Annotated in this window: 22 protein-coding genes; 2 read left to right on the top strand and 20 right to left on the bottom strand. The window is 51.9% G+C overall.

Annotated elements, in window-relative coordinates; all coding sequences use genetic code 11:
- The 5 genes from P6M73_RS02970 to P6M73_RS02950 all read right to left on the bottom strand — a co-directional run bounded on the left by P6M73_RS02970 (window position 1) and on the right by P6M73_RS02950 (window position 3,513).
- Window positions 1–222 (bottom strand): hypothetical protein, encoded by a 222-nt coding sequence (locus P6M73_RS02970; protein WP_277854666.1) that lies wholly within the window; start codon window positions 220–222, stop codon window positions 1–3.
- Complete coding sequence (locus tag P6M73_RS02965; protein ID WP_277854665.1) at window positions 219–515, bottom strand: helix-turn-helix domain-containing protein; 297 nt, start codon at window positions 513–515, stop codon at window positions 219–221. The genes P6M73_RS02970 and P6M73_RS02965 overlap by 4 nt, the downstream gene beginning before the upstream one ends.
- Window positions 516–557: 42 nt before the next feature.
- Window positions 558–2,156, bottom strand: coding sequence for an IS1634 family transposase (locus tag P6M73_RS02960; RefSeq protein ID WP_277854664.1), 1,599 nt, complete (start codon window positions 2,154–2,156; stop codon window positions 558–560).
- A gap of 93 nt (window positions 2,157–2,249) precedes the next feature.
- On the bottom strand, window positions 2,250–2,834 hold the full coding sequence (locus tag P6M73_RS02955) for a Pycsar system effector family protein (protein ID WP_277854663.1): 585 nt from the start codon (window positions 2,832–2,834) through the stop codon (window positions 2,250–2,252).
- Between the two features lie 154 nt (window positions 2,835–2,988).
- Entirely contained in the window at window positions 2,989–3,513 is a 525-nt protein-coding gene (locus P6M73_RS02950; RefSeq protein WP_277854662.1) for a DUF6512 family protein, read from the bottom strand.
- A gap of 234 nt (window positions 3,514–3,747) precedes the next feature.
- Between P6M73_RS02950 and P6M73_RS02945 the strand changes: the two genes are divergently transcribed.
- On the top strand, window positions 3,748–4,221 hold the full coding sequence (locus P6M73_RS02945; RefSeq protein ID WP_277854661.1) for a pyridoxamine 5'-phosphate oxidase family protein: 474 nt from the start codon (window positions 3,748–3,750) through the stop codon (window positions 4,219–4,221).
- A 189-nt stretch (window positions 4,222–4,410) separates the two neighbouring features.
- Here the strand turns inward: P6M73_RS02945 and P6M73_RS02940 are convergent, their stop codons facing one another.
- From P6M73_RS02940 to nadA, 12 genes are all read right to left on the bottom strand, one after another.
- Window positions 4,411–4,614, bottom strand: coding sequence for a DUF2922 domain-containing protein (locus P6M73_RS02940; RefSeq protein ID WP_277854660.1), 204 nt, complete (start codon window positions 4,612–4,614; stop codon window positions 4,411–4,413).
- Between the two features lie 10 nt (window positions 4,615–4,624).
- Window positions 4,625–4,846 (bottom strand): DUF1659 domain-containing protein, encoded by a 222-nt coding sequence (locus P6M73_RS02935; RefSeq protein ID WP_277854659.1) that lies wholly within the window; start codon window positions 4,844–4,846, stop codon window positions 4,625–4,627.
- 124 nt (window positions 4,847–4,970) lie between these two features.
- Complete coding sequence (locus tag P6M73_RS02930; RefSeq protein ID WP_277854658.1) at window positions 4,971–5,174, bottom strand: DUF2922 domain-containing protein; 204 nt, start codon at window positions 5,172–5,174, stop codon at window positions 4,971–4,973.
- A gap of 10 nt (window positions 5,175–5,184) precedes the next feature.
- Window positions 5,185–5,406 (bottom strand): DUF1659 domain-containing protein, encoded by a 222-nt coding sequence (locus tag P6M73_RS02925; protein ID WP_277854657.1) that lies wholly within the window; start codon window positions 5,404–5,406, stop codon window positions 5,185–5,187.
- 237 nt (window positions 5,407–5,643) lie between these two features.
- A complete protein-coding gene (locus tag P6M73_RS02920; RefSeq protein WP_277854656.1) occupies window positions 5,644–7,425 on the bottom strand; it encodes a DNA/RNA non-specific endonuclease in 1,782 nt (593 codons plus the stop codon).
- Between the two features lie 18 nt (window positions 7,426–7,443).
- Entirely contained in the window at window positions 7,444–8,244 is an 801-nt protein-coding gene (locus P6M73_RS02915) for a caspase family protein (RefSeq protein ID WP_277854655.1), read from the bottom strand.
- Window positions 8,245–8,688: 444 nt separating this feature from the next.
- The gene (locus P6M73_RS02910; protein WP_277854654.1) at window positions 8,689–10,575 is read right to left on the bottom strand and encodes an alpha-glucosidase; all 1,887 of its coding nucleotides are present in this window, start codon (window positions 10,573–10,575) and stop codon (window positions 8,689–8,691) included.
- Window positions 10,576–10,596: 21 nt separating this feature from the next.
- Window positions 10,597–10,989 (bottom strand): MFS transporter, encoded by a 393-nt coding sequence (locus P6M73_RS02905; protein WP_277854653.1) that lies wholly within the window; start codon window positions 10,987–10,989, stop codon window positions 10,597–10,599.
- Window positions 10,990–11,407: 418 nt separating this feature from the next.
- Window positions 11,408–11,968 carry a transcription repressor NadR gene (locus tag P6M73_RS02900; protein WP_277854652.1) on the bottom strand — a complete coding sequence of 187 codons (561 nt, stop codon included), beginning with the start codon at window positions 11,966–11,968 and terminating at the stop codon, window positions 11,408–11,410.
- 13 nt (window positions 11,969–11,981) lie between these two features.
- On the bottom strand, window positions 11,982–12,839 hold the full coding sequence (nadC, locus tag P6M73_RS02895) for a carboxylating nicotinate-nucleotide diphosphorylase (RefSeq protein ID WP_277854651.1): 858 nt from the start codon (window positions 12,837–12,839) through the stop codon (window positions 11,982–11,984).
- Window positions 12,829–14,124 (bottom strand): L-aspartate oxidase, encoded by a 1,296-nt coding sequence (locus tag P6M73_RS02890; protein ID WP_277854650.1) that lies wholly within the window; start codon window positions 14,122–14,124, stop codon window positions 12,829–12,831. The genes nadC and P6M73_RS02890 overlap by 11 nt, the downstream gene beginning before the upstream one ends.
- Window positions 14,125–14,142: 18 nt before the next feature.
- The gene (gene nadA / locus P6M73_RS02885) at window positions 14,143–15,048 is read right to left on the bottom strand and encodes a quinolinate synthase NadA (RefSeq protein WP_277854649.1); all 906 of its coding nucleotides are present in this window, start codon (window positions 15,046–15,048) and stop codon (window positions 14,143–14,145) included.
- Window positions 15,049–15,560: 512 nt separating this feature from the next.
- Here nadA and P6M73_RS02880 point away from each other — a divergent pair.
- Window positions 15,561–16,886 carry a YecA family protein gene (locus tag P6M73_RS02880; RefSeq protein WP_277854648.1) on the top strand — a complete coding sequence of 442 codons (1,326 nt, stop codon included), beginning with the start codon at window positions 15,561–15,563 and terminating at the stop codon, window positions 16,884–16,886.
- Window positions 16,887–16,891: 5 nt separating this feature from the next.
- On the opposite strand, the gene P6M73_RS02875 is transcribed toward P6M73_RS02880, so the two are convergent.
- The 3 genes from P6M73_RS02875 to P6M73_RS02865 all read right to left on the bottom strand — a co-directional run bounded on the left by P6M73_RS02875 (window position 16,892) and on the right by P6M73_RS02865 (window position 19,446).
- A complete protein-coding gene (locus P6M73_RS02875; protein ID WP_277854647.1) occupies window positions 16,892–17,161 on the bottom strand; it encodes a hypothetical protein in 270 nt (89 codons plus the stop codon).
- 363 nt (window positions 17,162–17,524) lie between these two features.
- The gene (locus tag P6M73_RS02870) at window positions 17,525–18,823 is read right to left on the bottom strand and encodes an ISAs1 family transposase (RefSeq protein ID WP_277852793.1); all 1,299 of its coding nucleotides are present in this window, start codon (window positions 18,821–18,823) and stop codon (window positions 17,525–17,527) included.
- Window positions 18,820–19,446, bottom strand: a complete 627-nt coding sequence (locus P6M73_RS02865) for a hypothetical protein (protein ID WP_277852792.1) — start codon at window positions 19,444–19,446, stop codon at window positions 18,820–18,822. Before P6M73_RS02865 ends, P6M73_RS02870 begins: the two co-directional genes overlap by 4 nt.
- Window positions 19,447–19,630 lie beyond the last annotated feature (184 nt).

Below are 19,630 nucleotides of genomic sequence, written 5' to 3'. Positions count from 1 at the left end.
TCAAAGCATGTTGATCTTGATATGTTTTGCTTCGGTTCGAACCACGGGCGTTTGACCGATTGGCGCATATCCACGCAAGCAAGTTGACTGATTTTGCAATCCGGTTTCATCTCCAAAGAAAATCTCTGCATTCTCAGCCTCTGCTCGTTCAGTAATGCCAGGAAACTCAGTTTCGACCCAATGCTGCACCTTCTCTGTGTCTTGCTTGTAGGCGCGTTTCATCGGCCGCTGGACTGAGAATCCCCCCCCCGCGCCAAGTAGACCCCTAAAGTAGATACGGGCAGGCTGATTTTATACTTTTCATAAATAAGTTCTGCAATGGTTTTTCTGCTCCACATGCAGTCTTTGAACTTCAATTGATCCGGGGTCTTATCAACCAGGATTTGTTGTATTTCCTTTTCCTGGGCAGGAGTGAGGGTTCGTTTGGCACCCTCTCGGCGACCACGCTTTTGGGGCTTGATCGCTGCGATCCCGCCTTCTTTGTATTGTTTCTTAGTGTTCTGGACGTGCCGCAAGCTTACATCTAACCTGAAATCCCGCCCGAATTTATAACAACATCACTCCCCCAAGGAAATGTCGAATGCCTCAAAGAACATTCGCTGCTCTTTTGTTAGCGGTGCAATGATGATGTGTTCATGGATCTCTTGGATTCGGAGTTTGGCCAGGATCCGCTGAAGCTCTTTCATGGTGTATTTACGGTATAGATCCTTGTCACTCATCACCTGATTAATCCCAGACATGATAACAGAGGCAATAAAGCCGACGAATAGTTTCCCTTGAGCGGCGTTGTCGCTGTGGACACGTAGTCTCCCTAAGTCAATACTGTTTTTGAGACGAAGGAAGCCTTTTTCTACAACGTCCTTGTCTCGATAGATGCTCATGGCTCTTTTGGCATCACTGATGTCATTGCTGATCAGGACCACCCAACCTGCCGTTTCCAGACTTTTTTCAACGACATCATTTCGAATGCTGACGGTGTATCCGCTGGCTTGTTTATCGGATTTTCGAATCACCAGGTATTTTCTACATTCCTCGTCATTAATCCATTTTTCTGGGTTTTCAGTGGCCTTTTCACGCAATAGAGCAATGGATGCATACAGGTCCTCACGAATTCCCATTGCCTTCACGGCACTGTAGTAAACATGCGTGTATATTTTGTTCTGCGGATCCCAGGACCGCTCTTTGGTGACGGCTCTCATCGAGTTGTCATTGATGACAATTGTGTTTTCCACACGATCGATGTCTTTTCGCTCGCTCTCCACTTGCTGCTTGGAAAAAGCGGCGGTAAATGGTACAGCGATTAAAAACTTCACTGTTCCATTGCCGGTGTCATTGAGCAGAAAATCGATATTCCGCTTGCTGTAGAACCCTTTGTCCATCACTACTGTGATTGCCCGATTCTCTGTGATCGCCTCAAACTGACTCAAGGTGGTCGTCAGCGTACGGACATCCTTTTGACTTTCACTGAATAGGGATTGATAGATCGGCAGCCGTCTGGTTTCCCCCATCAGCATACAAAGATTGATCTGGGGGAGATGATCGTGGTCGCGATTGTATCCCCATTCCACATCATCAATCAGTTCCGAATAGGATGATGCAGAGGTGATGTCCAAAGCCAAATAGTCATCCGCTGGATTGGCCTCACACCAGTTCTTATAAAAATCATTCCGTTGCTGATCCGTAATAGAAATCAAAAGTTCACTGATTCGCTGAGAGGTCATCGAGCCCACCGGATACGACTCTGTGCCTGAGATCCAGTCAGAGCAATAAAGAAGTGGATCACTGGTAGAAATCATATAGCAGGCCAACATGAACAGTTCCTGCCAGTAATCAGGGATCGCTTGCCGTAAGGCATCGATCAAACCAAGTCGTTCAGATAGGGAACGATACAGCCAGAACAGCCCATAGGAGCGAACGGATGATTTGCGGACATCTTCGATGGAAAACATGGTTTGTGTGGAAGGGATCTGAATGGGATTACCAGAGATCCGTAGCTCCTCAAGATATTCGGCTTTGTACACTTTATGTCCTGTTTCAGGATCGATCTTGCCGATCGGTCGCCGTTTTTGCCGCGATTGGCCATCTTTATTGCGAAACCCTTCGGCTAAATAAATATATTGATACCGGCCCACCTTTTGGATTACCTCAAAACTCATAACACCCACCTCACTTGTTGTTATAAACATTATAACAACAAGCAGATGAGTATTCAATAATTATAGGGAGAAGCTGAGGTAAACTTTCAAACACTAAATATATACTAAAACCCCCATAATAAACAATACAGTAATTAGTCCAATGCCAGTCAATGCAAGAACCACTCCGATGTTGTATCTTTTGTATTTCTTAGTGCAGATCTTGGAGTTAATGTAAATTTGATTAATCAAGTCCTGTATTTCGTCCGCATCTGTTTGCTTCATCAATTTTCTTTTATAAATATTACAATCATTATTTGAGGCAATATCCACAAAATAAATTTTCGAATCATTTTGACTATTATTAACCCTTGCCAAAAGGACACTAATGATAAGTACCAATCCAATCAGCAAGACGAACATTGAGAGAATGATTAGAATCAGAAAGATAATCGAATGAAAGGTAGCTGAATCAGATGCAGCTTTAACAATTGTGTATAGTTTCGATATCGTTGAATCCGTAATAATTATTGTTAGCATGATTCCAAAAATGCCAAGTATTACTGAGGCTTTAGTATCACAGTTTCCAACAAACTCAATTATGCGCTTTAAGGTGTCACGTGCATCATCTTTGGAATATGCAGTCTCAACAACTTCTCTAACTGGTTTTTGCTTAACATTTTTTTTGTTATGACTCACAACAATTTCAACCCCTCATTTAATATCAATACTCTTCATCAAGAAAATGATTTGTAAGATACTCACAATTCGTCATGATCGTTAGCAAAACTTAATCAATCCCAATCTTCATACGAGAGTGGGTTCAATATAATCCCCTCACTATCCCGTGAGTCTAAGTAATTGAATCCTTGAAATAATCCAGCCTGGGTGGACTGTAAGTGAAGAAGGCAAAGATGACAAACTGCACAATCAGTAATACTGCTCCGACTACGGTGAGCAGCCTGGATGGCTTGAGGTGGTTTAGAATCCAGTACTTTCCACGGTGACCTGCATAAGCTCCCAGTAAAAAAGTAGATACGTGGACACCCAGATGGGAGTGACCGAACACAATCTCATACAGTTCAATCAGTCCGAATGTCGTCAGTTCAAACACTGCAATGCCACCAGCTATTGAAAAGAGGTAATTCGGCAGTTTCCAGTTCGTCCGTTTCAGCATGACATATTCTATGGTACCGACGATCACCATGGGGCTGTAGGCCATTTTCCAGTGTTCCCACTTGCTTTCATTCACGGGGCTGATGAATGCCAGGAAAGGAACTCCGGTGCTTTTGTAGAGCTCATGGAACAATAAACCCAAAACGATGGTGCTGACTAAACCAATCCGGCGGATACTTTTTATTCTCTCCTCCTCGACCATGAAAATCGCCTCCTTCGATTTGTTCGGGAACCGTTCTCTTTTCTTATATTTTACTCTAATGCAAGAGTGTATTAAATCGAATCGTTCATCGGAAAGTGATCCGGTCAGTTATTTATATCTTTTGTGCCTCAAGGCTGATAGGATGATTGTAAGAAGTTAAGCAGAATCCCTTTCCTTTGGCTGCTTGATCAGTTCTCTCTACCCAAAATTAAATTCATTCATGGAGGAACCAGAATGCAATTTCGTATGAAAACCCATCAGCTGAACCAGGATCAAATTGAGAACCTCTTAAACACTGTCCAGACTGGTACCCTGGCTACCATACGACCGGATGGTACTCCTTATGTCACACCGATTCATTTCGTCTTCTTTGATGACCAGCTTTATTTCCACGGATTGCCTCTGGGTCAAAAGATCGAGAACATCAAGAACAATTCCGCTGTCAGTTTTGCGGCTTACACCATGGAAAAGTTACTGCTTGACCCGGCTGAAAATCCCTGTGACACAAACACTCAGTATCAAAGCGTCCTGATCCAGGGTGACGCTTCCCTGATCACAGATCTGGAAGTTAAACGTCTGATTCTGAGCAAGATCATTCAAAAGTACACCCCTCACCTGGCAGACAAGCCTCTGCCGGAGGGGATGGTCAAAGGAACCGCCGTCCTTCAAGTCAGCTGCCGCGAGATCACCGGAAAGTACTACGAATAGGACATATTGTAATGCTCTGTGACAAGACGGATCAGCATGTGTCCCTCCAATGGCGAAGACTCCAACGGCCGAAACTCCGGTGAGGAATTGCTGGCTCACCTTCCGAGCTTCTGCTTACCCCAAAGCCTAGCCCAAAACAAAAAATTCCACAAAAAATAGGACAGGACCGGGCAAGCCCGGTCCTGTTTGTTATGCGAGAACTGTGGATGTGTTGAATTCATTGGACTGAATCGATGCCAGCTCCTGATCCCCCACATAGAAGATGTTGGAGGAAATCATCAGATCCATCAGTCCGTTGACCTCTTCGGCCGTCAGGCCGGCCTTTACATTGGGAATCCGCATGCTGACGGACTTTCCCGCTTTATTCTTGAATTTGCAGACAAGTGTATTCATGGGTTACCTCCTAGGCTTGTGCCAGTTCAGATGAAACAGTGACCTGATACTGGGTGAAGCTGCCCAGCGAGATGGCGGCAATGGCCTTGGCCACGGTCAGGATGGCATCAGGGGTGGCTTCTCCCTTCAGGTTCTTGAACCGGCGGGTTTCGAGAACCTGCTTGCCGGTTTCACTCACGGATTTGAGGAAAATAAGTTCCAGAGACTGGTTTTTCGGTTTTAAAATAGACATAACATCAACTCCTCTTTTTTAATTGGATCTGGGAATTCATTCATTGGCCAGGCAGAGCAACCAAAACCTTTCGATTCTGGCAGCTCCTGGTGCCTGATGCGGTACTGAACAGGACGGATGCCGGTTAGCCCAGCACTGTGGAAGTATTGAACTCATTGGACACAGCCGAAGCCAGTTCCTGATCCCCCACAAAGAAGATATTGGAGGAAATGATGAGAGCCATCAGACCGTTGACTTCTTCCGCCGTGAGGCCGTCCTTCACATTGGGAACCCGCAGACTGACTGCTTTCCCCGCTTTGTTCTTAAATTTGCAGACAAGAGTGTTCATTGGCTACCTCCTAGGCTTCCGCCAGTTCGGATGAAACAGTGACCTGATACTGAGAAAAACTGCCCAGGGAAATCCCCGCGATGGCCTTGGCCACCGACATAATGGCATCCGGGGCGGCATCCCCTTTCAGGTTCTTGAACCGACGGGTTTCAAGAGCCTGCTTTCCGGTGTCGCTGACTGTTTTGAGAAAAATCAGCTCCAGTGATTGGTTTTTGGGTTTAAGTACTGACATATCATCAACTCCTTTCACTCAATAAGTACGCAGCTGTGCCCAAAGGAGCAAATCTTCCTCTCACTTTTTTTAAGGTTTTCTCTCCCCTGCATTAAATCCCGAGTCACATGAATGTCCTCTGATCTAATGCTCCAGTCGTTTCTCCCCTTCCGGGATCTGACCCCAAAGGGAATCCCCCAGCCTGAATCGAGCTTCAGGCTGGGGGATCTGCCGGTATGAGCGATCTTCAATTCTTTCCTATAGATGCAGACTTCCCGGACCTTCCACCCGGAACGCACTGGCCTCGAGTCCCTGGATGGGATCATGGTCCCGCAGCGTGCCGAAATCAAGGCCGGTCAGGGATTCGATCTGGGTAATGGGGACCTGGTACGTTTCATACTCGCCATAGGCAAATTCCAGATCGGTGATCAGATTCTTCTGAGTCTGCAGGTAAGCCGTGGCCGACAGGGCCTGGCCTTCCCGCACAATGACAGCGACTTTCCAGAACTCAGCCGGAATCCGGTATTCTCTGCGGTAGACCATGTCATCGGACCGGAAAACCGGTCCGGTGAAGACCACCACTTTCAGCCGGTGAGTCGCCGCGTTGTTCAGAATGTAGTCCTCCAGATTGAGCCAGGTTTTCTGATTCAGATTCTTATGCTGCGGCGAGCAGTTCGTAAAATGGAAGGTATCCTCATTGGCGCTGGCCGCATCACTGCCCCAGACCGGATCCAGCCGCCGCACCAGATGGCCGCGGTCCAGCTCATTTTTGCTGTAGAGGGCCGGTCCGCACTGGAACTCCTGAGAGATTCTCGGATCATAATACCATTTGTCGCCGCTGCGCTTCAGATTCTGCCGCAGTTCCCCGTCGATATTCGAAGCGGTGTAGAACGCCAGTTTTCTGGACTGACTCATGACAATGGAGAAATGCGTGTAATGGAGCACTTCCTGCCCCTCCTGGGTCCGGGCAATGTCAGGCTGGAGTTCCTCCGACAGTACGGGCAGCGGCACCTCAAAGCCCTCCCCCAGAAAAACGGGATCATAGCCTGTTGCCTTCTCATACCACTCCTGGCCCAGTTCGCCAATCTGCATGAAATCATCTCGAGGCGATTCCGGCAGGGTTCCCCCTAAAAGTTCCTGCAATAAGGCTCTTGCATCCGGCCCGAGTTCATCGGCTCCGGCTGCCAGCCGCTGGAAGATGGAACTGATCCTTACCCCCTCATTGGCTATCCATTTCGACGGGTCCTCCGGATCCGGCACACCGGCATGATGCAGTGCCACCACGATCCACTGGTCATTGAAAACCGGTGAACCCGAGGAACCCGGCTCCGTATCCGTGACATAATGGATGAAATCCTCCGACAGGAACCGCACCTGGTTCTCCCGCACCGTCACGGCCTTCTGTCCGCCCTGGGGATGCTGAATAATCGATACATACTCGCCCTCCAGGATCTTCCCGGCAAAAGGCAGCAGCTTCAGGCAGCCGAAATCCGAAAGCGGACAGACCGTATTGGATGACTCCTGCACCGCCACCAGTGTGAAATCCAGCGCCTCATCCGTGAGGAAGAACCGCCCCGGATCCAGCCGGTAGCTCACCGACTGACGCGGCATGAACTGCTCGTCATCCTCGTAGTTGAATTCCGCCAGGCTGAACTGGGCAGTCTCCGCCGTGTTCAGGACATGGTTATTGGTCAGAAGCAGGGTGGGTGATACCATGAATCCCGTGCCGTAGCCCAGCACCCGTCCTCCCGGCCCCTTCACTGAGATCCGGCAGACCGCCTTCCCGGCATTGAACCCCAGCTGCAGATGGGAGATCGGAAACAGATCGCTTTGATTGATGATCCGTTCGATGGCCAGCCCGTCATAGGGATTGATAATGCTGCGCCGGGTCCTCATCCGGTCCGGAGTCACCAGGGGACCGCGCGCGCCCCGCCGCTGTTTGTCCAGTTTCTGATACCGCCGCTGCGCCGCCCTGACCACGCGGTCATACCGCTCGATCCGCTCTTTTTCATCGGCTGCTTCTTTTGTCCCTCTCCTCATATTCATCCCTCCTGCCTTTCATTCGAACACCTGCTGCTTTTTCAGAACCGTTTTCCCCTCCAGCTGGGGATGCTGAGGATACCCGGCAGAGCGCAGCGAAGCATTGACCTTTTTATGCAGCTCCTGGAACGTCAGCTGATAATCCGCTTCCTTCATCGCCTGCAGCGCGTAGTAAGTCATCGCGCCATGGTAATCACCGTCAAACAGGGCATCATACGAATATTCGCTGCTCTTGCAGCCGCTCAGCAGCAGATCCAGCACCTTGGTCCGCCGGCTGATCTTCCGGCCATTGGCTTTGGCCCGGAACGGATTGTCCAGCGTGGCCCGCTTCAGGAACACCGGATTCAGGAACCGGCAGCGCCTCTGATCCAGGGTATCCCCGATCAATGCCTTGCGCAGATCCCCGGAGTGACATGAATCCGAAATCAGGAACATCCGCACACCCGGCTTGAGCCGATCGAACCGCTCCCGAAGCTCATCATCCAGAATCAGCTGCGACTCACAGTCATACGGACAGATCGCTTCGTCGTATTTGTCCTGCTCTTCCCCACTCTCATCCGCCACATAGGTTCCATGGGACGAATTGGTGAAAACCAGGGTATCTCCCTCGACGCCGTCTTCGATCATCTGATCCAGCTCCGCCAGAATCGCTGCCTTCGTTGCTTCCTGATCCAGCAGTATCTTAACATCCGCCGCCGCAAAGCCAAAATGATCCGTCAGCAGGGCGGCCCAACTTCTGGCATCATTGACGCATCCCTTGAGATCATTGCCCTCAAAGGGATAATCATTGATTCCGACACACAATGCTTTTTTTGCCATTTTACTCTTCCTCCCAGGTCTTTCGGTCAAAACAGAAATCCATCGAAAAAGAAGAGACTCACGGCACAGCTTCCTCCATTGACAGCGGCAGACACCTCAATGGCAGAAACTGAGAGTGAGTCACTTCAGTTGGTTATTCGGTTGGGTTTAACAATAATGATTATCCTGTCAAAATTGAGCAGTAATTTGTTATTCTGACAACATTCAGCACGAATTGGTTACTCTGTCGACCACCGGGAGTAATTGGTATCCTGTTTGTGCGTGATCGGCAGTTGAAATCGTTATTCCGTTTGAACTGTCCTGTTATTAATTCCATTTTATCACTCAAGTGAACAATATTATACAAAGCTGATATGAAAAATCGGACTTAATATACGAATAAACATCATTATCTATTAATAGTTACTATCTTTTTATATACGATAGTGATAATCTTCCATTGGATTATTGTTTTCTCTTTGTCTCCTGCTTCCACAGGATGGCTTCATAGGGTCGCAGCCAGCCCTGCGGCAAATCCGGATAATTGGAGATCAGGCGATGACGGCTTCGGCTGGAGATCCGCCGCCGAATCCGACGGCTCGAGAGATTGCATTCCACGATCAGGGTTTCCTCGGGACTGACGCGGTGATACAGGAACAGGTTCCGAGTCTTTTTGAACCGGATCCGGATCTCGCCGTAGACCAGAACAGGGTGCGATCGGCGCAGCCGGATCAGGCGCCGGTAGAAATTCAGGACGGAATTCGGGTCAGCACTCTCCGCTGCGGCATTCCAGGTCAGATAGTCCTGGTCCTGAGCAATCCAGGGCTCCGCCTCGGAGAAACCGGCCTGGCGATCGCTGTTCCAGGCCATGGGCACCCGGGCATGATCGCGGGTACCCGTCAGGATCTTGCGGCGGGCGGTCTCTTCCCCCATAGTTTTCCTCCAGGTTTGGTACAGATTCAGGCTTTCGACATCGCGCAGCTGGTCCATCGACGTAAAGTTCTGGTTGACGCGGCCCAGTTCCTGACCCTGGAACACGAAGGGTGTGCCCCGCAGCGTCATCTGAAGCAGCGCCAGCAGCTTCGCCAGGACCTTGCGCACCTGCGGTTCCGGATTCACTTTGGAGATCATACGTGGATTGTCGTGATTCTCATAGAACAGCGATATCCAGACCCCGCCGGGATCCTCCATCCAGGGGATGATGTATTCCTTGTAGTAATTCAGGTCATACCGGTAATCGTCCCCTCGAACCTTTCCCGGATTCTCCAGGTGGTCAAAGTTGAAGATCATGTCCAGCTCGCGGCGCGGGGGAGCTGTCAGCAGCTTCGCCGTCTGCCGGCCGATTCCCGGAGTTTCCCCCACAGAAAATGCCTCATAGGGGTCTAAGGCCTGGCGGCGCAGCTCCCGCAGGTACCGATGCAAATTGGGACCGTAGAAATAATGCTCAAAGCCGCGAAAGCCTGAGATGTGAGCCAGACATTCATTGCCCGGCGGCAGACCTGGCCGTTTCGAGATATAGTTGATGACATCCAGCCGGAAGCCGTCCACGCCCCGATCCAGCCAGCTCCGCACCATCCGGAAGATCTCCTCCCGCAGGGCCGGATTGTTCCAGTTTAAATCCATCTGACGCTCACTGAACAGATGCAGAACCCACTGGTCGCGCTGCGGAATTCGTTTCCAGGCGCTCCCGCCGAAAAACGACACCCAGTTATTGGGGTCGTCCCGGAAAAAGTAATAGTCCCCTTTCGGTGAGGAGGGATCCCCCATGGCTTCCTGAAACCAGCGATGCTCATCCGAGGTGTGATTGACCACCAAATCCATGCTCAGCCGCATGCCCCGGCGATGCAGCTCTTGGATCAGCGTGTCAAAATCCGCCATGGTGCCATAAGTTGACAGAATGGCCTGATAGTCCCGGATATCGTAGCCGTTGTCCGCCTCCGGGGAGTCATAGATCGGAGTGAGCCACAGGGCGTCCACTCCCAGATTCTGCAGATAGTCCAGTTTCGCGAGAATTCCGCCCAGGTCTCCCACGCCATCGCCATTGCTGTCCATGAAGCTTTTAGGGTAGATCTGATAGCAAACCGCTTCCTTCCACCAGGCCGCCCGGCCCGGTCCCGAACCGATTACGGGCACATTCGGCTCGCTGTTTAACAGCTCCAGAACCGTTGCGACAAAGCCCTCATCCACCTTCCCCCCGGTCAGGCGCGGCAAATGAGACAGCCGGATCCGCCGGATCAGCGGATGGCCCAGGAACCGCCGGCTGATTTCCATCTGGAGCAGGAGCTTATGGAGGATATCCTGAAACAGCGGCTGATCCATAACATCCCCCACGGTATGATTCTGATTCAGCATGATGAGCTCCCCTCCTCTCAGTCAGCCTGACGCTCGCCCCGGTTTATCCGGTCCGAGCCAGGGCCTGAACCTGCCCCAGCAGGCTCGGGTATTGTCCACCAGCCCCTTCCTCAGGGGATCATTGACGGCATCAAAAATCCAACGCAGCGTCAGCACACCGGTGATGGTCCACATGGTTTCATCCGGCAAATCCAGCACATCCGCCAGATAGTAGAGGAAATACCTGCTCACCAGCGGTGAGAGCATGGCCTGGCCTACGGTTCCAAGCCCGAAGGCAACTCGGCTCCTCCTGGCATTTTCCATCTCCTGCCCCTCCTGTGTCATCATCCGATCGCAGTTCATGAAACCTTGTCTCAAATCTTCTGCCGGGCGGTCCGACCGGGGCAGTCGGATCCTTCTCTTTGCCTTCAGCATAGCACAGCCCTCCCGGATCTTCTATCATCTTGGCAAACAGTGTTTTTATACAATTCCCCCAAAAATCCCAGCAATCAGATCCCCTGCCCAGAAAGGTGAACCATCGCCGCTCCGGATGATTGGAACATCGTCGCTCCGGAAGGCTGGAACCTTCTGGTCCCCGGAACGTAGACAGGCCCTCCGGCGAATCTCGTCGCCGGAGGGCCTGTCTCTTGTCATTCATCTGATTGTCCGGTCATGTTACATGTGATTGTCAGGTCATGTTACATGTGATTGTCAGGTAATGATTCCTGCGACTATTATGCCATCGGGTACCAGGTGTATTAAGCCTGATTCAGCGGCAGTTCCGGCTCTGGGCAGTTCCGGTGCCGAACGGCTCCGGTCTGATCCGGCAGTTCAGGTCAGCTGCCGGGCCGCATTACCTGGTCTGATCCGGATCGTCCCCCAGCAGGTGACGCTCATAGTCCAGCACCGGTGCCAGGAAGCCGTTCTGTTTCAGGCGGGCGGCGATGCCGTCCAGGATTTCCTCCGAAGCTGCCTCCACGGTGTGGAAGTGGTAGCCCGAGGTCATGTGCATGAGCAGAGAGGAGTTGCCGGAGGAGATTTCATGGACCAGGTGGTCAATGTCGCGCCGGGACCGGATCTGCATGGGCGTACGGATCACGCCGTAGACCCGGTGGTTCACAAAGACTTCAACCACGGTGCCGCCGCCGTCGATGATGGTCTGAAGCTCTTTGCTGGTATGGTCTTCGCTGTGGTGCACCTTGAAGACCCGGCGGCAGGATGTCGGCCGGTCCATCCGATAGCCGCGGATTGTGGATTCAATTTGGTAATCGGCTGCCCGCAGGAGCGCAATGTCCTGCACGATGACCTGACGGCTCACCGCAAAGCGGGTGGCCAGGGTCGATGCGGAGATGGGCTCCTCGGAGTTTCGGATCATCTGAATGATCTGGTCTCGTCTCAATTTCCCGGTCGACATAAAATTTCCTCCTCTAGTCGATCGCCCTCAGGTTCTTCATCGAAAAATCCAGGATCGGCGCGGAATGCGTCAGCGCGCCGACTGAAATGTAGTCGATCCCCAGATCCAGGTATCGGGCGATATTTTCCTTTGTTACGTTGCCGGAGCATTCCGTGGCGGCGCGCCCGGCAATGAGCCGGACGGCTTCCTTCATCAGCTCCGGGGACATATTGTCCAGCATGATGATGTCTGCTCCCGCCTCGGCGGCCTCCTGAACCATGTCCAGGGTTTCCGCCTCCACCTCGATTTTGTAGACATGGGAGGCGTAGGCCCTAGCCCGCTCCACCGCCGGACGGATCCCGCCGGCCGCCGCGATGTGGTTGTCCTTTAACATGATGCCGTCAGACAGGTTGAAGCGGTGGTTCTTCCCGCCCCCAACCTTGACCGCGTACTTGTCAAACAGCCGCAGCGTTGGCGTCGTCTTGCGCGTATCCAGCAGCGCGATCCCGGTGCCTTCCAGCACATCGGCCACACCCCGGGTATAGGTTGCGATGCCGCTCATGTGCTGCAGGTAGTTGAGCGCGGTGCGCTCCCCGGTGAGCAGAGCCCGCAGGCTGCCCTGAATCCGGGCAATCACCTGCCCCTGCCGGATCGCTTCGCCGTCATGGACTGCAGCGGCGCACTGCACCTTCGGATCGAGCAGCGCAAACACGCGGCAGAAGACCTCGATCCCGGCCAGAACTCCGTCCTGCTTGCAGATCAGCTCCACGGTTCCCTGCCGGGCGGGATCCACCACAGCGTTCGTGCTCAGATCCTCCTGGGTGATATCCTCCGCCAGGGCCTGTCTGATGTGTTCATCCATCTTGATTCTACCTGAAAAACTATATTGCATGAAGCTGCTCCCCCATTTTTTCCCGGACGGTCCGATGATAGCGCTCCATCAGCGAATCCTCCTGATATTTCTCGAAATCCGGCAGCGCCAGACTGCCGCTGCCCCTCTTCTCTATCTGGGTTCTGTGACTTGCCCCGATCCGCCGGGCGGCCCGGCGGGCAAACACCAGGCTTTCCAGCAGCGAATTGCTGGCCAGCCGGTTGGCTCCGTGGACCCCGTTGCAGCTGGTTTCGCCGATGGCATACAGCCGGGCCATGGAGGTCTGGCTGTCCAGATCCACCTTGATGCCGCCCATGAGGTAGTGCTGGGCCGGCACCACCGGAATGGGCTGGGTCAGCACATCGATGCCGCGCTGGCGGCAGGATTCGTAAATATTGGGGAAATGTGACCGGATCACCTCTTCCCCCAGATGCTGCATCGCCAGATAGACGTGGTCTGTCCCCGTCCGTTCCATCTCCGCCCGTATCGCCGCCGTGACAACGTCCCGCGGCGCCAGCTCATCGGTAAAGCGCTCGCCCCGTTCATTCAGAAGATGCGCCCCCTCGCCCCGGACGGACTCGGAAATCAGCAGACACCGGCTCGACGAAGGATCATAGAACGTGGTGGGGTGCATCTGCACCGCGTCAACCCGCTCTGTGGCGATGCCGTGTTCCAGAGCGATGGCAATGGCATCCCCGGTAATGTGCCGGTAATTGGTGGAGAACTCAAACAGCCCGCCGACACCGCCGCAGGCCAGTACGGTTGAGTCTGCCTGCCACAAGCGCAGCCTGCCGTCTGTTCCCCGGCTGATGACGCCCCGGCACTCCGCCTGCTCCACCAGCAGGTCCACCATGGTTTCATATTCATGGATTTCAATGTTGGACCGTTCTTTCACCCGGGCAATGAGCCGGGTCATGACCTCCCGGCCGGTGATGTCCTGATGATATACGATGCGGGGACGGGAATGCCCCCCTTCCCTGGTACAGAGCAGATTCCCGCCCTGCCGGGCAAAGTCCGTCCCAAAGCTCACCAGATCCTCGATCACCGACCGGGAGGATTCAATCATCAGGGATACCGCCGCCGGATCATTCTGATAATGACCGGCCCGCATCGTATCCTCATAAAAACTCTCGTAATCCGACTCGCCCTGGGCCACACAGATTCCGCCCTGGGCCAGGTAGGAGTCGCTGCGCTCGAGCCGGTCCTTAGTCAGGATGACGACCCGGCAGCGCTCCGGAAGGTTCAGGGCGCAAAATAATCCCGCCACGCCGCTTCCGACGATTACAATATCCGCCTTGCTGTTCACTCCATTCCCTTCTTTCAATCAGTTCGCCAGAAGCAGCATCCGTTCCAGGGTAGCTGCCGCCTGCTCCGTATTGCCGTCCGTAATCCTGATTTCATTGCTGCCGCCGCGCAGCACCTCCCGAATCTTCTCCAGTGTGACCTTCTTCATGCTGGCGCAGACCCGCTCGCCGGGGAAGACGAAGGTCTTGTCCGGACAGGACCGCTTCAGTTCATCCAGAATGCCCATCTCCGTACAGATGATCAGCTCAGACGCCGTGCTTTCCCCGGCCCGCTTCAGAATGCCGGAGGTGCTGCCGATATAGTCGGACAGCGCCAGAATCTCCGGCCGGCACTCCGGATGAGACAGCACCTCGGCGTTGGGATAGTCCCGTCTGGCCTGCTCCAGGTCCGCCGTCCGGATCCCGGTATGGACGCAGCAGGAACCGTTGTGCAGGATAAACTGTTTCTCGGGAACCTGCTGCGCGACAAAGCCCCCCAGGTTCTCATCCGGCACAAAATAGATGTTGCGCTGGGGCATCCCCCGCACCACCTTCACCGCGTTGGCGGAGGTAACGCATACATCGGACTGACCTTTCAGCTCCAGGGTGGAATTGACATAGCAGACCACCGCCAGATCCGCCACTTCCCCCTTGAGCCGCCTGATTTCCGCCAGATCATACATTTCCGCCATGGGACAGCCGGCGCTCAGATCCGGCATGAGCACCGTTTTGTCCGGATTGAGCAGCTTGACGCTCTCCCCCATGAACGTCACGCCGCACAGCACAATGGTCCGCTGCGGCAGCTCCGTGGCCAGCCGGGCCAGATAGTAGGAATCTCCCACATAGTCAGCGGCCGTCTTCACGCGATCCTCCACATAGTAATGCGCCAAAATAACCGCGTCCTTCTCTTGCTTCAGACGTTCAATTTCTCCCAACAACTGATTCATACGCTTCCCCCGTAAACTATCGTTCGTGCCCCAGCCTGAATTCTCGCTGGGGTTAAGACGTAAAGTGTTATAACATGACGGTTTTCACCTGTCAAGGGAGGTGACAAGACACCCATTGATAAAAAATAGTAATCCAGCAGCCCCAGTCTTGGTTTTTGAGATAAAGCCTCCAGATCCTTATCCTTCTTGCAGATCTCTTCCGCAGAATTTGACAGTTCCGTTTCCTGTGCCAGGCCTGAAAAGGTCTCTGAAGCCTACGATAAAACGGTTGCGCTCCTGCCGCCCCCGAACCAATTCCTGAACAATTTTGGCAGCGGAATCCGCATCCCCAGTCTCCGACAGGAGACGTCCAAAACCAATGACTTAATTCCCCCTGTCTTCTGACCGGATCATCCGTTTCTCCCATGCGGCTATTTGGGTTATAATTGACTTGAGCATTCACCTGTACACGGAACATCGGAACTGAGTGGTGCGATGTCCCACTGACTGCAGGACGATTGGAGAGATGAACCATGAAGGCTGAGAAAGCAACCAGACTGTTTGAAAAATACAACCCCACTTCTGACATTGTACGCTGTCCCTATGGGAAGGGTCCCTGGCGGACGCTTCTGGACACCTATGCCCGGGCGGCGGTGAATCTGTATGGCGTGATCGATCGGGATGAACTGGCTGATATTATCAACAGCCAGAATGAGACCCAAACCAGTGGAGAGGAGATCTACCGGCTGCTCCTTCCCCTGATCCACAAGAACGCTCCCTATCTTTTCTACCAGCAGTATCTGGTTGACGCCTCCTTCCTGGAGGATTTCGATGAGGTGACCCAACTGCTGGTGGAACAGGGCCAGAAACCCCGCTATATTCCGGAGAAGGAGGAATTTCTCCGGTTTGTGGATGATGACCATCGGATCGGCCCTCAGATCCAGGAGCTTTACCGCTTCTTAAAGCGGCTGTTTGGCCAGGTCACGCAAGCCCCCGACTTCTTATTCCTGCTGGACCGCTGCATTTTCGGACCAATCAGCTCTTTGGACGTGTTAATGTCCGTCTATGATCTGAACTTCTCGGAAAAAAACCTGGAAACATTCTTCCAATTGATGATGGATACAAAAAACAATACCCGAATCTGGGAGAATAAGGGCCATTCCCCCGAGGAACTGTTCCACCTGATGAAGCAGGAGGATGATCATACTCCGATTGTGGCAAAACCGAAAAAGATCGGTCGGAATGATCCCTGCCCGTGCGGCAGCGGCAAAAAATACAAGCGCTGCTGCGCCAGAACAGAGGACCTGAAAACTGCCCAGCTCCAACAAGCCGACGCCCGTGAATTCTTTCAGATCTGGTTTGGCCTGATCTCCTTCATCAACTTCTTCGGTCCGGATGCCCCCGAGTATGATCTGGAATACTCAGCCAACTCGAACCTGGAAATCTATAAGCTCCGGACTCTTCTCTGGGAACACCCCGAACTGATTGATGATTACATCAAAGCTGCCGATCTGCCTAAGGAGCACGTCGAAATCCTGAAGCTTTGGAAATCAAATCATATAAAAAACAAGTTCTTAGTGATGCGATATGAAGAAAACTACGCCGTACTGCTCGGCTCTAACGAGAAAGCGAAGGATGTCCTGTATGGTGTCGTGGGCATCAGTCAGCCGGTTTCTACCGTGCTGCTCCAAAAGCTTCCCATCATGGTCGATACCGTCCTGCTTCCCTTTAAAGGCAAGATTATCTATGACAGTTTCATGAACCCGATGTCGGTCACTTTTGGCCCGGGAGCCCAAAAGATGTTTCAGGAACAATATGACAAGGTAATCCAGCAGGGGATCATCACCACGTTGGAGTAGAGTTCTCAAGTCACAGGGTCATCCTGCGGCAGCAGACTGAAAAATATAAAATCAGCTACTATGAAAAAGGGCCGCTCTCCCGAGCAGCCCTTTTTCTCTTTCCATTGATTTGGTTCCTGCAGCATCCAATGGCACAAACATACACTCACGATGCATTGCCCAAATTGCAGTTTTCTATTTTTCTGAAAGAGCAGCTTCTTTATCTCTGTCTGTGCAACCTCTTTCTTTTTGTCTGAGCAGCTTCCTTTTGTCTGAGCAGCTTCTATTAATACCATCTTTCAGTACTGCTTTTTTGACCTTTTTCTACGGTACGATTCCCTTCGATGCCGCTTTTCTGTCTCAGATTCTTTCCGGATCCGTTCCTCCATCGAACTGACTCTGACTTCAATCAGACTCACGATGATTTTCCTGGAACGATCTTTTCTCATCACAACGATCACCTTAAAGGGTCACCTTAAAGGGTCACCTTAAAGGGTCACCTAAAGGGATGCATCTGGTAGGACAAACGCATCAATTCAAACAACATAACCTTAAAGGAAACTGTCCCCTGGCCATTACAGGCCAGGGGACAGTTTCAGCTTGAAAGGTGATTTTGGAGCGCACTTTCCCCAAGGTTTTTGTCGTTTTCTCCAAGATCCCTATTTTTTATTCAAATTTGCATTTTCTAAAGCGTTTTTCAAGACATTCTCGTCAAAGGAATTGAGCAGCTTAGCCAGATTATCTTCGAATCCCCAGGAGAAATCCTTCCGGATCAGCCGGATACTGCTGTTCTTTTTCATCAGTGGCTGGACCAGTTTGAACAGGGACAAGGCCATCTTATTGAGGATGCTCAAATTGGTGAACGCCTGTCGATCCACTGTCGTGTTGTCGTCTTCGTGGAAGGTATAGTCCAGATGCCAGTGCAGCTGGTTTTCCACACTCCAATGCCCCCGGATCGCGTCTCCGCCGAGTTCAACATCATTGAGACTGGTGATATAGTATCGGATTTCAGTGCTCTCTTTGCCGGTTATTGTGCTGAATATCCTTTTCTCGTAACAGATGAAATTACGAAGCCCCTGCCACTCCTTATCCAGATCAATGGCCTTGGTCATATAGAACTGCCTGGTTTCAATCTGACTGTGAGATTTTTCAGTGGTCTCGAAATAATTCTTTCCAGCTTTTCGAATTCTGACTTTATTCTTCTCCGTGAAGGATTCAGCGGCAGCCAGTGCCAATTTTCCCTGATTACCCTTCAGGGCACCAACATAGTTTCCGCCTCGCTCCATGATGATTCCGATGGTTTTGGTCTGCGTGTGCAGAGCATCAAAGGTGACGATGGCATTTTTGAGTTGGAGCATTTTGAGTGCTTCCTGGGCAGCGGGGATCTCATTGGTTTTGCTGTCGATCTGATGAGAGACTATGCAGACGCCATTGGAGGCATCGTAGATATGCAGAGTCTGCAGATTACGGATCTCCTGATCAGTACCGGCTTTGCGTCCCGTACCGCGTTCTTCTTTCCCATCAATGCACAGTTGACGTACCGATGATTTGATGCCCAAAGACTTCCTGAGGACAGCCATATTCTCCATTAGAAACAGTACAGTAGCCTTTTCCAGCTGCTCCGAGGCAATCAGTGAGAAGACCCGGCGAAACGTGTCATGAGAAGGAATCCCATTGTTCAGCTTCAGGAATTTTTTCAGCCACTTGTGCTTGGCATTGCCAAACCGCTCGATCTCATTCCAACTCGAGGCATTGCCAAGCACCGCCAGAAAGGCGATCACCAGGATCTCCTCGAGCGGGTAGTCGGTCATCGCCTGGATCCTGACATCTTCGATCTCCCGGAACAGGCGAATAAACCGCTTCATGATCTTTTGGGGAGGGGTGTACTCGTCAATGGTTATGCCGGTGGCTTTGATGACTTCCCGGTATTCCAGGATGGGTCTGCAAATCTTGCTCATAGCTGGTTCTCCCACTTCAAGTTATATTTCAATCGTAGTTGTCTGGTGACCTCGGGTTCCGCGGAACGGTAAATCCGGTCATTGATGCTGACCATGTAGACCAGAGGAAAAAGGAGCATCACGGTTGGAAGATCCTCACCAAAGTGTCTAGCCATCGTGTCCCGGATCATCAATTGACTCCGCTGGATCCCAAACTCTTGGGGCTTGGTCAGAACCGCGTCAAAATCAAGGTCTGGGAAGCGCCTGGATAGATAGGATTGTTTGAACAGAAGAGAGTCGTAAGTTCCATACAAAAACGAGAGGATGGATGCTGCCATGACCAGGTCACCAGCTTTGGTGAAAGTACGGCGCAGGCCTTTGTGGATGTTCTCGCAGATGGTAAGAACCGTTGTGGACATGCCAAACTCCAAAACAACCGGTGGCTCATTCACTTTGTCCTTGGGCGGGATCAAGCCATCTTTCTCAGTGATCCGACCCAGATAACCATCACTGACCCGGCGAACTTTGTCTGTGCCTTTGATCCGCTCCGAATGGGCAGCATACAGATAGTACTTACCTTTGACGACGTTGATGTAGGTACCTGGTTTCTTATGTTTAAGCACCCAATCGGGATAATCAGCCATTCCTTCACCGCCTTTTGTATTACATAGTATGTAATACAATTATGCGCTAAAAACCGACAAATAACAAGGGGAAGTCATTTGTCGGTTAAAATGAAGGCTAATTGATGCGTTTATCCTATGCATCTGGAGGATCAACCTGTGGAATCACCCTTAGGGAGCCCCCTGAGGGATCCCTGTGCCGGGG

The organism is Anaerococcoides asporogena (assembly GCF_029590275.1).
In the GTDB taxonomy this organism is placed as follows: domain Bacteria; phylum Bacillota; class Clostridia; order Clostridiales; family Clostridiaceae; genus JG1575.
The sequence above is the reverse complement of the archived record's forward strand: the minus strand, read 5'-3'. Positions and strand labels throughout refer to the sequence as shown.